The 14618-nt window shown below is 29.5% G+C and carries 13 protein-coding genes; 6 read left to right on the top strand and 7 right to left on the bottom strand.

Annotation, left to right across the window (positions count from 1 at the left end):
• Positions 1 to 74: 74 nt before the first annotated feature.
• The 3 genes from H518_RS19570 to H518_RS20485 all read left to right on the top strand — a co-directional run bounded on the left by H518_RS19570 (position 75) and on the right by H518_RS20485 (position 3425).
• Positions 75 to 1787 (top strand): SulP family inorganic anion transporter, encoded by a 1713-nt coding sequence (locus H518_RS19570; protein ID WP_205618007.1) that lies wholly within the window; start codon positions 75 to 77, stop codon positions 1785 to 1787.
• A gap of 220 nt (positions 1788 to 2007) precedes the next feature.
• Positions 2008 to 2622 (top strand): hypothetical protein, encoded by a 615-nt coding sequence (locus H518_RS0109045; RefSeq protein ID WP_028888755.1) that lies wholly within the window; start codon positions 2008 to 2010, stop codon positions 2620 to 2622.
• A gap of 383 nt (positions 2623 to 3005) precedes the next feature.
• Positions 3006 to 3425 (top strand): hypothetical protein, encoded by a 420-nt coding sequence (locus H518_RS20485; RefSeq protein WP_155995191.1) that lies wholly within the window; start codon positions 3006 to 3008, stop codon positions 3423 to 3425.
• Positions 3426 to 3446: 21 nt separating this feature from the next.
• Here the strand turns inward: H518_RS20485 and H518_RS20480 are convergent, their stop codons facing one another.
• Positions 3447 to 4076: a TetR/AcrR family transcriptional regulator gene (locus H518_RS20480; protein WP_028888753.1), complete on the bottom strand. Its 630-nt coding sequence runs from the start codon at positions 4074 to 4076 to the stop codon at positions 3447 to 3449.
• 54 nt (positions 4077 to 4130) lie between these two features.
• Between H518_RS20480 and H518_RS0109030 the strand changes: the two genes are divergently transcribed.
• On the top strand, positions 4131 to 5003 hold the full coding sequence (locus tag H518_RS0109030; RefSeq protein WP_028888752.1) for an alpha/beta fold hydrolase: 873 nt from the start codon (positions 4131 to 4133) through the stop codon (positions 5001 to 5003).
• On the opposite strand, the gene H518_RS0109025 is transcribed toward H518_RS0109030, so the two are convergent.
• Positions 4992 to 5756 (bottom strand): NAD-dependent epimerase/dehydratase family protein, encoded by a 765-nt coding sequence (locus H518_RS0109025; RefSeq protein WP_028888751.1) that lies wholly within the window; start codon positions 5754 to 5756, stop codon positions 4992 to 4994. The two genes, H518_RS0109030 and H518_RS0109025, sit on opposite strands and share 12 nt — an antisense overlap.
• Positions 5743 to 6408 (bottom strand): aquaporin, encoded by a 666-nt coding sequence (locus tag H518_RS0109020; protein ID WP_028888750.1) that lies wholly within the window; start codon positions 6406 to 6408, stop codon positions 5743 to 5745. Before H518_RS0109020 ends, H518_RS0109025 begins: the two co-directional genes overlap by 14 nt.
• 109 nt (positions 6409 to 6517) lie before the next feature.
• On the opposite strand from H518_RS0109020, the gene H518_RS0109015 reads away from it, so the two are divergent.
• Together H518_RS0109015 and H518_RS0109010 are read left to right on the top strand one after the other, a co-directional pair.
• On the top strand, positions 6518 to 7357 hold the full coding sequence (locus tag H518_RS0109015; RefSeq protein ID WP_028888749.1) for a DUF2911 domain-containing protein: 840 nt from the start codon (positions 6518 to 6520) through the stop codon (positions 7355 to 7357).
• A gap of 128 nt (positions 7358 to 7485) precedes the next feature.
• A complete protein-coding gene (locus tag H518_RS0109010; RefSeq protein ID WP_028888748.1) occupies positions 7486 to 8676 on the top strand; it encodes an aminoacetone oxidase family FAD-binding enzyme in 1191 nt (396 codons plus the stop codon).
• Here H518_RS0109010 and H518_RS0109005 read toward each other — a convergent pair whose 3' ends face one another.
• The 4 genes from H518_RS0109005 to H518_RS0108985 all read right to left on the bottom strand — a co-directional run bounded on the left by H518_RS0109005 (position 8677) and on the right by H518_RS0108985 (position 13570).
• Positions 8677 to 9135 (bottom strand): GNAT family N-acetyltransferase, encoded by a 459-nt coding sequence (locus tag H518_RS0109005; RefSeq protein ID WP_028888747.1) that lies wholly within the window; start codon positions 9133 to 9135, stop codon positions 8677 to 8679.
• On the bottom strand, positions 9135 to 10793 hold the full coding sequence (locus H518_RS0109000; protein WP_028888746.1) for a sodium:solute symporter: 1659 nt from the start codon (positions 10791 to 10793) through the stop codon (positions 9135 to 9137). The genes H518_RS0109005 and H518_RS0109000 overlap by 1 nt, the downstream gene beginning before the upstream one ends.
• A gap of 111 nt (positions 10794 to 10904) precedes the next feature.
• Positions 10905 to 11672, bottom strand: coding sequence for a DUF6503 family protein (locus tag H518_RS0108990; RefSeq protein ID WP_028888745.1), 768 nt, complete (start codon positions 11670 to 11672; stop codon positions 10905 to 10907).
• A gap of 128 nt (positions 11673 to 11800) precedes the next feature.
• Positions 11801 to 13570 carry an ABC transporter ATP-binding protein gene (locus H518_RS0108985; RefSeq protein ID WP_028888744.1) on the bottom strand — a complete coding sequence of 590 codons (1770 nt, stop codon included), beginning with the start codon at positions 13568 to 13570 and terminating at the stop codon, positions 11801 to 11803.
• Between the last annotated feature and the right edge of the window lie 1048 nt (positions 13571 to 14618).

Genomic DNA, 14618 nt, shown 5'->3' with positions numbered 1-14618 from the left:
ACTGACTGTTTGTTCGGTGCGCATTAATACAATCAATTTAGAGTCAATAAAACATGAATACAAAAAATATTTTTATGTATCTCAAAAGAGATGCATTAGCAGGAACTGTAACAGGAGTTATGGCAGTTCCATTAACAGTCGGAATTTGTTTAATGTCTGACTACCCAGTTATGATAGGGCTTTATACGGCAATTTTTGCAGGAATAGTAAGTTTTATAACTTACCTAATAAAACCAGGTAACTATACAGGAATGCCTGGAGTTGCAGCAGGTTTAGCTCCCGCAATGGCTTTAGGGGTAATGAGTTTTGGAATGGAGAATATGCCATTTGTAATATTACTTACCTCTATTTTTCAAATAATCGTTTGGAAATTTAGATTAGAAAAATACATTTTGCGAATTGTTCCACACTATTTGGTAGAAGGATTATTGGCTGGTGTTGGTCTTAAAATAGCACTAAAATTTGTACCCTTTTTATTCGAATTACAATCTGGAGAGTTACACAATTTTAACGATTGGATACACATAGATTGGTTAAATTTTAACCGAGACAAAATAGCTATTCTATCTATTATTTCGTTTACCATATTTATTTTACTTTACAAATATTATAAGAAAAAAATGCCTGCATTGCCTTATTTCATTATTATGGCTACAAGTATAGGAATCTCATTTTTTATTGATTTACCAAAAATATCTATAGAATCGATACCTTTTAAATTATCACTTCCACTACCCCATTTTATGGATATGAGTAGTTCAGAAAGCAGTTTAATGCTTCTTAAAATGGTCGGTTTTGCCATGATGTTAGGTACAATAGATGTTATAGAGCAAGTAATGAGCAACGTAGCCATAGAAAAAATGGATCCTCTAGAAAGAGAATGTGACACTAATAACAGTTTATTGGCTATATGGATTGCTAATCTTGGAGCAACTTTGTTTGGTGGAATGACAAATTTAGACGGTTTAGCAAAAAGTACAACAAATACTGTAGCTGGGGCGGTAACAAAGCTCTCTAATTTATTTACAGCAGCTTTTTTATTTTTAGTAGTTCTTTTTCCAATAGTAATAACAACTTTACCAGAATATGCATTAGGAATTATTATGGTTTACTCTGGTTGGAAAATGGTCGCTAATATTTCACATGTAAGAGCAGAAGGTAGATACGCCTTAATTCTTGCAGCTGTTTGCGGTTTACTAGTTTTTAAACTAGGAATTTTCGAAGGTTTACTCATTGTATTAACTGCACATGCTATTATTCAATTCATTTTTATGAAAAGATTAGGTAAATCAAATCAAGAAGTTTGGAACCAATTTAAAAGTTCTTTTACCGAAAAAACTATTTTCAAACTAGATAATGAAGATGCTCTTGCTGATCCACAAGTACCAATATACAACAAGTTGCTACAAAATGTAAACAGTAAAAATTTAGAAGGAATAATGTCTTTATATCACAATAATGCTGTTTTAGTTCCATCTTTTTCAAGTAGAATAAGACGAAACAAAGAAGAAATAAAAGATTACTATGCTACATTATTTAAAATGGATGGATTGTCTCTTGCGCAAGAAGAAATATATCTAAATAAAACAGATGGCCAAAGAATTGATTCTGGTGTTTATGAGATTTCTTGGCAAAATGGAGGTTCTATAACAAGTTACAAACTTAATTTTATTATGGTAATTGAAAACGATAAGATTATTGCACATCAATCTAGCCACCAACATTCCTATAATATATCTATATCACGTTGGGTAGATGAAAAAGATAACGGAAATTTTGTTATGTAACAATAATATAACTTAATATATATAGCGGTTTGAGTGAGTACTCAAACCGTTTTTGCTTTTAAATTAAACACTTTATTTAAGTACATTTAAACCAACTATTTCTATTATACAAACCATTTACGAGAAATATTTAGCAATTTTTCACTGGAAACAGGGTGAGTAAATTATCTGAAGTATAAGATATTTGTGTATCATAAAAATTAAACATAAAATAAATACTATGACACCAAAAGAATTATCTTCATTAGAAGGCGTAGAATTAGCAAATGCATTTGTAACTTATTTTAAACCTTGGGCTTTAACTCCTGCATGTATTAAAATATTAAAAGAAATTTCTACTAAAATTGTTAATGTAAAATATGAAGATGATTTAAACATCCATTTTAATAATGATGATGAAGAGGAAGTTTCTATAACTTTTGGAGCTGCTTATAACGGTGACTTTAAAGATACGAACTTAAAAACACCAGAATCTTATAAAACTGTAGTTCGAATGCACAATACAATAACATTTGGCGATGGAGTACCTAATGACATAGGTTTTTACGGCTACGATGGTGAAGCTCCTTCATCTGAATTTATGTTAGAAGAACTTGAAGGTGATGAGGAAATACACCAAGGATTTTGTGACGCTGGTCAAAATTGGATTATTTGGGATTATCAAAGAAAAAATGCTTTAGGAGAACCTGTAATTATAATAGCTGACCATGGATTAATTGTTGAAGACAATGATGATTTTCCAGAACAAGATAAAATAGCTTTCGGAGTTGGAGGCCTTTTTATAAGATTAATGAAAGAATTTATATTTAACGATACAAATTATGGATGGGGATAAAATGAAAAAATCTTATAACCTAATTTGGTTTTAGGCTGTATAAAGAGGCCCTGTATCCCGTTAAATCATTTATTTTGTTATTATTTATAGCAAAATAAATGATTTGACTATTTAATGAATTGAAACCACTTTATTACTAATTACTTAAGGTATCCCCCCTTCTTAAAACAGATATAAACAAATACAAACCAACAACTTAAAGCTACATAAATTTAACACTCCTACTAGCCTATATTACAAATACAACGCTTAGGTAATACAAGAAATATTATTGCTAATTAGAAAAAATGACAAAGACAATCAAAATATTACCTCTAATAATACTTTTTGTAATGAGTTATACTTCATACTCTCAAAAGAGTATTTTCAAAAACAAATTAAGTATGAATTTTACTAATATTACAAGTTTAATAAACCTTGAAGAGTTTGAAAAAATAAAAGAATTTATCCTCAAGAATGGAGATAAAAGAACTTATCGTAATTATGACAACAATAACCCTCATTATAAATTCATTAATTGTGATGTTTTTATGGGGGCTGATATTGGACAACGTAATATAAATAATGATCCAAAAGTTTCAGATTTTAATCAAGTAACCATAACTGATTTTAATTCTGATATTAAATATTATGAGCTCATTATTATTAGAAAAGGAGATTTAAAAGCTGAAAAAGCATGGATTAAAAAAGGAATGAAAGAAGAACAGGTATATTTAGTAGATGTTTATAATAAAGGATTAAAGTTTATGAAAAATAATTTACCAAACTATTTAAAACAAATAAAAAAGGAAAGTACTTTTTAAACAAGTTCTCTCTATACTATATTAATCAAAAAAAATTGGTAATACATTTTTAAATTCTTTTTTACCTTTATCTGTAAGAAATGGATACAACATACTAAAAAGTGCATTTACTTGATTATCTATTGCTGTTTCTTTTAAAATATTTGAATAAAGTCCAGTAGAATACAACCACGTATTCCCATAATTAACCATTCTTTCTGCCAATAAATTATACTCTACGTTAAAAGAGGCATCTCTCATTAAATTTTTATTTTTCATCATTTTAAACAAAAACAAGCAACCATCAACCCTATTTGTATAAACTTCTGTAAAATGTTTTTTTACTTTCTCACTAACATTTAAAAGATTATATAAATCTGTCCAAAAATATTTATAAGCAATCATTCTTCTCATACTATGCTCAATATCATTTCTAATTTGAGACATTGACAAGTCCATATTTCGTAAGCTCTCAATTCTTTCATCAAATTCTAAAACCATTTCAAAATACAAAGCTTCAAATATATCTTCTCGTTTTTTAAAATGATAGTTTAAATTACCTGAACTCATATTTAATTCTAAAGCAATCATTCTTATAGTTACTTGACTATAACCACTTTTATTAAAAAGGGTTCTTGCTGTTTCTAAAATCATTTTTTTTCTTTTACTCATTAGTAAACTTGTCCTAAAAAAATATTATTAGTAAATTTGTCCTAAAAATACAAAATGGCATCATTATACAAGTCAGAATTTGGAAAAAAAGAAATAATAAATCTTTACAATCAAAAGTTAAAGGAATTACAAATAACATATAAATGTAAGTTGATTGACACCATTTTTGGAGAAACTAACATTATTATAGTTGGTGATGCTACAAAACCTCCTTTAATAATAGTGCATGGATCAAATGGCTGTGCTCCTATCTCCTTAGAAACTTATCCTACTCTCTCTAAAAAATTTCAAATATTTGCAATAGATGTTTTAGCGCAACCAAACAAAAGTGCTGAAACTAGATTAAGTATGAAAGATAACAGTTATGGATTATGGATAAACGAACTAATTAATAAGCTTGAATTAAAAAATGTAACTATGGCTGGTTTTTCATTTGGTGGGTTAATAATTCTTAAAACATTAATTCAAAATGAAAATAACATTAAAGAAGTATTTCTATCAGCTCCTGCATTTATAGTAAATGGAAACCCATTAGTGGCATTATTCAAGGTATTTATTCCTATGAAACGATATATAAAAACTCAAAAAAGAAAATATCTTGAAAATTTTTTAAATACACTTTTCACAGATAAAGATGAATTTGCTCTTAACTACTTATCTAAAGTATTTTTACATTTTAAAATGGATTTCACTCCCGTTCCTGTAATAAAACAAAAAGAGGCCTCATTACTAAAAACACCAATTACCATAATTGCTGCAAAAAAAGATATTATGTTTCCAGGAATAAAGATGCTTAAACGTGCAAAAAGTATTTTTCCATCTTTAAAAAACACTGTTTTATTAGAAAATTCAAAGCATGTTCAAAATAAAAATGACAATAGTAAAATAGAGCAATTGATTTTGAATGAACAACGCTTAAATAGCTAACAAATCATCGTAAATAAAAGTGTAGCCTAATTGCTTTTGTACTTTATCTGAATTTATAATTTTATATTTTAAAGCCACAGAGTCATTAAAAACTGGTAATTCTTTGTTTAATTTTTTTCTAGCATTTATATAATACTCTTCACGCGTTGGATGATGATTTGAACAAGCATTAAAAACTTCACCAAAAACATTCTGTGTAATTATTTGATACAAAATTTCGATACAATCATCTTGATGTATCATATTTACAAAACCTTTTGGGTGTGGTATTTCCTTGTCTTTAAACCAATTTCCTGGCTGTCGTTCTTGCCCAAACAATCCTGCAAAACGAACTATGGTTGTATCAAAATTTACATTCTCTCTAAAAGCATTTTCTATTTCAACTAAAGGAGCGTTTATTGTTGCATCTTCTTCTGTAACTTCTCTATTTAAACTCGGATATACAGAAGTAGAACTTACGAAGAGTACTTTTTTAATAGGAGATTTTTCTATTTCTTTAAGTAAACTTTTAAAACCCAAAACATTCTTTGAAGTAATTGCAACAATCAATATCTCAGATGCTAAAAATGGTTGAATTGTTTCTTCAATAACCTCATCAATATCAACTAAAAAAGGATGAATTCCGTCTTCTTTTAAAATGGTTAACTTATCTACAGACGTGGTAGATCCTTTTATTTTAAATCCCTTACTTTTTAAAAATATAGCCACAGGTTTCCCTAGCCAACCACAACCTAAAATACTAACATCCTTCATTACAACAAGTATCGTCTTTTACTAATTTACAAGAAATCACCGCTAATAAAGCACCTAAAATTGGAGCTAATATATACAACCATAAATGTTCTAAATGACCAGACACTAAAGCTGGTGCGATAGAACGAACAGGATTCATAGAGGCTTTTGTCATTGGTCCTGCAAACATTGCTTCTAATAATACAACTCCACCAATAGCAATTCCTGCCATAACACCAACTTCTTTACTTCCAGTAGAAACATTAATAATAGTTAACATTAAAAAGAAAGTTAATAATAGTTCTAAAATAAATGCTCGCCACGGTTCTAATGTCGGAATCGTTGCTCCATAATATTCACTTGCAGGAAACAACACCCATAAAATAAAACTTGCTAATAATGCTCCTAATAACTGTGCAATAATATATTTCGGAACTTCTTTCCAAGAAAATCGTTTAGCAAAAGCAAAAGCTATTGTTACAGCTGGGTTAAAGTGAGCACCAGATATTTCTCCAAAAGCATATATCATTGCCATTACAATTAACCCCCAAGTTATAGCAACCCCCGTATGTGTTAAATCACTTCCTCCAGTTATTTCATTTACCGTCATTGCACCTGTACCACAAAAAACTAAAGCAAAAGTTCCTATTAATTCCGAAATGTATTTTTTCATGCTGCAAATATCAATTAAAAACTTGATACTTATTTTAAGTTTTCGTTAACATTTAACTATCTAATTCCTTGTAAATTTAGCATCAAGAATATAACCTAAATCAATTATCATGAAAAAAATAGTTTTAAGTTTATTTGTAGCTGCTATAGCTCTGACTACAAATGCTCAAATAAAAACTCCAGCTCCTAGCCCTTCTTCTAAATTAGAACAAGCAGTTGGCTTAACAGATGTAACTCTTGACTACTCTAGACCAGGAATGAGAGGTAGAACAATTTTTGGAGATTTAGTTCCTTTTAATAAGGTATGGAGAACAGGAGCAAATGCGAACACAAAAGTAACTTTTAGTAATAACGTTACTATTGACGGAAAAGAATTAAAAAAAGGAACTTATGCTTTATATACAAAACCAGCAAAAGGTTCTTGGGAAGTTATTTTTTATACTGATTCTAATAACTGGGGAACTCCTAGAAAATGGGATGATAGTAAAGTAGCATTATCAACTACTGCTAAAGTTCAACCAATGCCTATGAAAATAGAAACTTTTACGCTTTCTATTGATGATATTACAAATAGCTCTGCTGTTATTGGTATCTTATGGGAGAATGCTTATGTAGGTGTTAAATTTAATACGCCTACTGATAAAGGTGTTGAGGCTAGCATTACTAAAACAATGTTAGGACCATCTGCTGGAGATTATTTTAGTGCTGCAAAGTATTATTTAGATGAAGGAAAAGATATTAAGAAAGCTAAAACATGGATTAACAAAGCAGTTGATATGACTAAAGACAAGCCTCGTTTTTGGTATTCTCGTCAACAAGCATTAATCTTAGCAAAAGCTGGAGATAAAAAAGGAGCTATTAAAGCTGCGAAAGCATCTTTAGCTGGCGCTGAAAAAGCAGGAAATGCAGACTATATTAAAATGAATAAAGATTTTTTATCTAAAATGTAATTCTTATTTTTAGTAAAAATTAACTACGCTTATATATCATAAAATGTCCACTACTTTGGTTGTGGGCATTTTTTGATTTTATAAACTATTTTTATCACCTCTTAAAAAACAAATGCTAACTTTGTTTTATGAAAAAATCAATAGCGATCATTGGTGGAGGTTCTTCTGCTCTTATTACTGCTGCTTTCTTAGATGCTAATAAATTTAATATTACTGTTTATGAAAAAAAGAAATCGTTAGGAAGGAAATTTCTTGTTGCTGGTGATGGAGGCTTTAACCTCAGCCACGGAGAAGCTATTGAAAAAATGATTACAAGATATACTCCTGATATTTTTTTAAAACAAGCCTTATTACATTTTACAAATAACGATTTACGTAAATGGTTATTAACTATTGGTATTCCTACTTTTGTAGGTAGTAGCAACAGAGTGTATCCAGAAAAAGGGATTAAGCCGATTGAAGTTCTTACTAAAATTAAACAATTTTTAATTGATAAAGGTGTTCAATTAGTATACAATTATGAATGGAAAGGCTGGAATATTAAAGATGAACTAATTTTTAATAACAATGAAATTATAAATACTGATTATACCATTTTTGCAATGGGTGGTGCTAGTTGGAAAATTACTGGTTCTGACGGCTCTTGGTTAGAAACATTTAAAAACAAAGAAATAAATACACTTCCTTTTTTACCTGCAAATTGTGCATATGCAATTAAATGGCCGAAAGAATTCATCTTAAAAAACGAAGGACAACCTTTAAAAAACATCGCTTTATCTTGCTTAGATAAAATACAAAAAGGTGAGCTAGTTATTACTAAATTCGGATTAGAAGGAAATGCTATTTATGCCTTGAGCCCTGAAATACAATCGCAACTTTCAACTAAAAAAACAGCAACGATTTATCTTGATTTAAAACCAATGTTTAGTCTTAATGAAGTAATTCAGAAGATAAACGCTTCGCAATTAAGAACAGTAAAAGACATACTTAAAAAAACATTAAAATTAAGTACCCCTCAAATTAATCTTCTAAAAGCAACTTTAACCAAAGAAGAATTTACTAATAAAAATATATTATCAGAAAAAATAAAAGCGTTACCACTTATTATACATAGTGCTGCACCATTAAATGAAGCAATTTCTACTACTGGTGGTATTTCTTTAAATGAAGTAAATGAAAACTTTGAACTTCATAAACTTAAAAATAATTTCTGTATTGGTGAAATGCTAGATTGGAACGCACCAACAGGTGGTTATTTACTGCAAGCTTGTTTTAGTATGGGTGCTTATACTGCAAAGCATTTAAATGATAAAGATTAATTATTTTAAGTTTCTTCTCATATTTATTAAATGTTTACTAAACCCTGCCTTTTCATACGCTCTAATCGCTCCTGGGTTATCAGCATACACATCTAATCGAACTTCATATGTATTTTTAGAAATTGCCCAAGCATACAAAGTCTCAATAATTAATTTATTGATTCCTTTACCCCTGTATGAATCGTCAACAAACATAAACCCTAAATAAACAAATTTAGCATGTTTTAGATATGGCTTTGCTTCATCAATTCTGCCATAACCAGAACCTACGACTCTCTTACCATCTACCGCTACAATCACCTCAACATCATCAGATAAAATCATTGCTTTAATATCGTAATATGATATTTTCTCATCTTTTAAAGTAGGATCAAAAGGTCTTTCAAAATTAATCAGTCCTTGCTCAAATTCTAACAAGATTGGTAAATCTTCTTGTATTGCTGCTCTAGTTGTAATCATTATTCTTTCTTATTAAAAAATAGTTGTAATGCAGAAGCTATTAAAATTACTAAACCAGCACCTAAAGCATTCAGCCATAAAAAAGGTAACCAGTCTGCTTTCCAAACATATATAATTATTAGCTGAGTAATAATTGCGGCTATAAAAACTGCATTCGATTTTACAAACTTAAAGAAGAACGCTAGTAAGAAAATACCTAATACATTTCCATAAAAAATAGAACCTATAATGTTTACTAACTGAATTAAGTTATCAAATAAATTAGCCACACAAGCAACCGAAATAGCTAAAATACCCCAGCCTAAAGTAAACAACTTCGTCATTTTTACATAATGTGCATCATCATACTCTTTACCTACGTTACGCTTGTACAAATCGATTACTGTTGTTGATGCTAAGGCATTTAATTCTGAAGCTGTTGACGACATTGCTGCTGATAAAATAACAGCCAATAACAACCCAATTAAGCCTTTTGGTAAATTGTTTAGAATAAAATAAATGAAAACATAATCTTTATCATTTGTTTCTACCTGAGCGTCAGCTTTTGTAATTACTGCTTTTGCTTGCTTTTTTATCGATTTATCTTGTTCATTTAATTCTTGAAGTTGCTTTTTATTTTCATCTGTTAAACCTTCAAAAATTAATGTTTTCTTTTTATTTTCTATTTGAATATGTTGCTGCTCTAAATTTTTATATTCTAGAGCATATTCTGAGTTTACAATTGCATCGTTTGCTTTTGGATTAAAGTTTAAAGGTGCTGTGTTAAATTGATAAAATACAAACACCATTACACCAACCAGTAAGATAAAAAACTGCATTGGTACTTTTAATAATCCATTAAAAATTAAACCTAACTGACTTTCTCTAACAGATTTCCCTGATAAATAACGTTGTACTTGACTTTGATCTGTTCCGAAGTAAGAAAGCATTAAAAAAGTTCCTCCTAAAATCCCTGTCCAAACAGTATAACGATTGTTTAAATCCCAAGAGAAATCTATAACTTTCATCTTATCAGAAGCTCCTGCAATTTCTAGTGCTTTTGTAAAAGTAATTCCATCAGGTAAATATTGTAGTATTAAATAGAAAGCAATGAACATTCCTGCAAAAATTACTGCCATTTGCTGTTTCTGAGTAACACTTACTGCTTTTGTTCCTCCAGAAACAGTATAAATAATTACTAAAAAACCAATAATGATGTTTAGCATTACTAAATCCCAACCTAATACCGCTGATAGAATAATAGCGGGAGCAAAAATTGTAATTCCAGCAGCTAAACCTCTTTGAATTAAAAACAGAATAGCAGTTAAGGTTCTTGTTTTTTTGTCAAAACGCCCTTCTAGATACTCGTAAGCAGTGTAAACTTTTAATTTATGATAAATCGGAATAAATACCAAGCAAATAATAACCATTGCTATTGGCAATCCGAAATAAAACTGAACAAAGCCCATACCACTATGAAATGCTTGTCCTGGTGTAGATAAAAATGTAATGGCGCTCGCTTGGGTTGCCATTACCGACAACCCAATCGTCCACCATTTACTATCGTTTCCTCCTTTAATATACTCTTCTGCGTTTTTACTCCCTTTTGTTTTCCAAACTCCGTAAAAAACAATAAATAATAATGTTAACGAAAGTACAATCCAATCAATATTTTGCATATTCTAGTTCGTATATAAATTTGTAATTATATAAAATAACGCAATGTAAATTACGTTTGCAATTAATACAAAACTGTACTCTTTTTTCCAAGTATACTTTTGGTTACTCATTTATTTTGTTGGTTTTTCAAAAAAACTACCTGCTAATGATGCTTTACTTAATAAAGGCAATGAAAATTCAGTTGGCTTTCTTGCTGGTTCAGTTGGGTTACCTTGTTCGTTTTTTTGGTACCAAGTTAAAGATTTTGGTAATAAAAAACCGTTAACATTTTCCCAATCATTATATCTAATAAGACTAAACTTATCAGAAGCCTTTTTACTAAAGTAAGTAACCGTATACCCTAACCAACTCATTTCTTTTGTTGTTTCATCAAAATAAATAAAGTAATTATCATCAGATGAGTTACCTACATTTGCTTTATAAGATATTTTAAACCCAGGATATTTCTTTCCTTCAAACTCTAATGGCTTTACTTCAGAATATACAATTCCGTCATCTGCTAAAACAAATGGCATTGCATAAAAATAAAAATATAGATTGTAGTAAAATTTTGGGTCCTTTTTAAATTTTGTCGTGTCTGAAACCCAAGTATTTTCTCCGTTAAATCCATAAGAATAATCAGAAGAGTTAACAACTGCTTTTCTTGAATGCAAATCGGTTGTATGCTCTTCTCCATTTACACCATATGACAATGTTTTCATTTTATTCCAACTATCAATTCCTCCATGTTTTTTAAACACAGCTGCTAAAGCTTTTGGGTATTTTATTTTTGTGGTTTCTTCTTTTAAATTCTCTTTAACTACAGTTTCTTTTTTCACATCTTTTTTACATGAAATAGAAATTACTGTAATTGCGATTAGTAAGGCTAATTTTCTCATTTTTTTATTACTCTTTTATATTCTATAAAGTAAAGTCGAATATTAGCTGTAAACTTACACAAGTTCTTTTAAAATAAAAAAAAGCGTACTAAAATAGCACGCTTTTTTATTTTCTGCTTTTAAAATATTTATATTTTAGCTTGGTACGTGTATAAATCAAAATATCGCCCCTTTTCAGCTATCAATTCATCATGTGTACCTCTTTCAACTATCTTTCCTGCTTCAACAACTAATATTTGATCTGCTTGTTTAATAGTACTCAACCTATGTGCAATTACAATGGTTGTTCTGTCTTTTATTAATTCTGATAAACTTTTTTGAATTAATGCTTCACTTTCTGTATCTAAACTAGAAGTAGCCTCATCTAAAATAATAATTTTCGGGTTCGCTAAAATTGCTCTTGCAATTGCCAAACGTTGTCGTTGCCCTCCTGAAAGTTTTACTCCTCGCTCTCCTATTAATGTATTTAAACCTTCATCAAAACGATCAGTAAACTCATTTACATACGCGGCTTTTACTGCATTTTGTAACTCTTCTTCGGTTGCATTGGGTCTTGGAAATAAAATATTTTCTCTAATAGTTCCTTCAAACAAAAATTCATCTTGTAAAACAACTCCTAAGTTTTTTCTATAAGAGTTTAATTGAACTTTTGACATGTCATTGTTGTCAATCGTTACTTTTCCTGATTTTGGATTTAAAAAAGTTGCTGACAAACCTGCAATTGTAGATTTTCCTGAACCAGAACTACCAACCAAAGCTGTAACAGTTCCTGACGGAACCTTAAAACTAATATCTTTTAAAACTTCTTTTCCTTCTTCGTAAGAAAAAGAAACATCTTCAAAAATAAGTTCTCCTTTAACATCTTCTAGTTCAATAACTCTCTCTTCGTCGTCCTCTTCAGCTTCCATATTCATTAACTCCTCAGTTCTATCTAAACCTGCTAAAGCTTCTGTTAATTGACTACCAATGTTACTCATCTGCACAATTGGTGCAATCATTAACCCTAATAAAAAAGTAAATGATAAGAAATCTCCAACAGTTAATTCGCCAGTCATTATTTTGTAACCTCCAATTCCCATAATTCCTGTAGAAGCAATTCCTAATAAAAATGTTGCAGAACTAGTCATAACTGCTGTTGCTGTTAAACTTTTTTTAACATTTTGAAATAAAAGATCAACTCCTTTTTCAAAAGATTCATTTTCTTGCTTTTCTGCATTAAAGGCTTTTATTACTCGTACACCTGCTAAAGTTTCTGTTAGTCGTCCTTTTACCTCAGCGTTAATTACACCTCTGTTTCTAAATATAGGCCTAATATATTTGAATGCCTTTAAAGCTATCAATCCAAATACAGCTACGGGAATTATCACAAAAAGTGTCATAGATGGGCTTATTTTAATTAATAAAACCAAAGAAATTACTGCTGTAATTGTTCCTCCTACTAATTGAACTAATCCTGTTCCTATTAAATTACGAACTCCTTCTACATCACTCATAATTCTAGAAACCAAAGCTCCAGATTTTGTGTTATCGAAAAAGCTTATTGGTAAAGACAATACCTTCTTTTGAACTTTTGCTCGTAACTCAGAAATTAAATACTGGGCTTGCACGCTTAATATACGTGTTAATAAAAAAGATGTGATCGCTTGTATTAAAATAGCTCCACCAACAATAAATAATAAATTATACAATTCATCATAATCTTTATTAGGTATTACGTTATCTAATAACGATTTTATTTTTAATGGTGCAACCAAACTTGCCAATCTACTCACCACAATTAATATTAGCCCAATAAACACTAACCCTCTTTTAGGCCATATAATGGTTTTAAATGCTTTAGTAATAGAAATTTTCGGTTTCTTTTTATTCTTATTTGGTACTGTACCTAGGTGCTTCATATTTTATTTTTTATACTAACAAAATAGTATCAGCTATTTTTTGTCAATATATATGCCATTTATAATTAACATGACAGATTAGCAAAAAGTGTAATCTTTACCTTTAAGAAAGGTTATACATCTTAAATGTACGCTATTATAGAAAACAAAAAAACACCTAAATAGGTGTTTTTTTTGACTAGCTTTCTTTTTTTACTTTGGTTTAGAGTAAAAGTTTTTTCATAGAATTTCCCCCGACGTATTAATATAAACCCTCCGATTATATTTCCTTTATACAAGGTGCAATTTTCAACCGGTACAAAGATATTTCATCTTTATAAAAACTTGGTGAGGTTTACCCTTACTTTTAGTGAGGCGCCCCCTTACTTTTTATAAACACCATATAAATTGTTTTTTATCATTTTGATTTCTGTAATGCTCGAACTAACAACAAGAGTTGCCCACCTACTTAAAACTAAATGTTTAATTGTACATATTTAACTACTGAGCTTTATTACACATTATAAAAAACAAAAAAACACCTAAATAGGTGTTTTTTTGACTAGCTTTCTTTTTTTACTTTGGTTAGAGTAATATTTTTTTCATAGAATTTTCCCCGACGTATTAATATAAACCTTTAGCTTATATACCCTTTAAACAAGGTGTAGTTTTTAACCGGTACAAAGATATTTCATCTTTATAAAAACTTGGTGAGGTTCTCCCTTACTTTTAGTGAGGCGTTCCCTTACTTTTTATAAAAACGATATAAATCATGATTTATATCATTTTTTAAAAATATCGTATATTTGCCTCATAATGAAAAAAATAAATTTACATATACGACAAGGAGTAACAAAACTAGCATCTAGTTTTTGTGAAGGTGTTGATAGTCCAATCTATCAATATCGGACATTATATGTTGATTTAAACAAATTTGAAACATGATTTGATTATAAAAATTAAGAATATATAAAGCGTCCAATTACTTGGACGTTTTTTTTATACCCTATTTTAAAAATATGATATTTTAATTATAAACATATAAACTAAGATCCTTTGACTACTAAGC

The sequence above is a fragment of the Tenacibaculum ovolyticum DSM 18103 genome, assembly GCF_000430545.1.
GTDB lineage: Bacteria > Bacteroidota > Bacteroidia > Flavobacteriales > Flavobacteriaceae > Polaribacter > Polaribacter ovolyticus.
The sequence above is the reverse complement of the archived record's forward strand: the minus strand, read 5'-3'. Positions and strand labels throughout refer to the sequence as shown.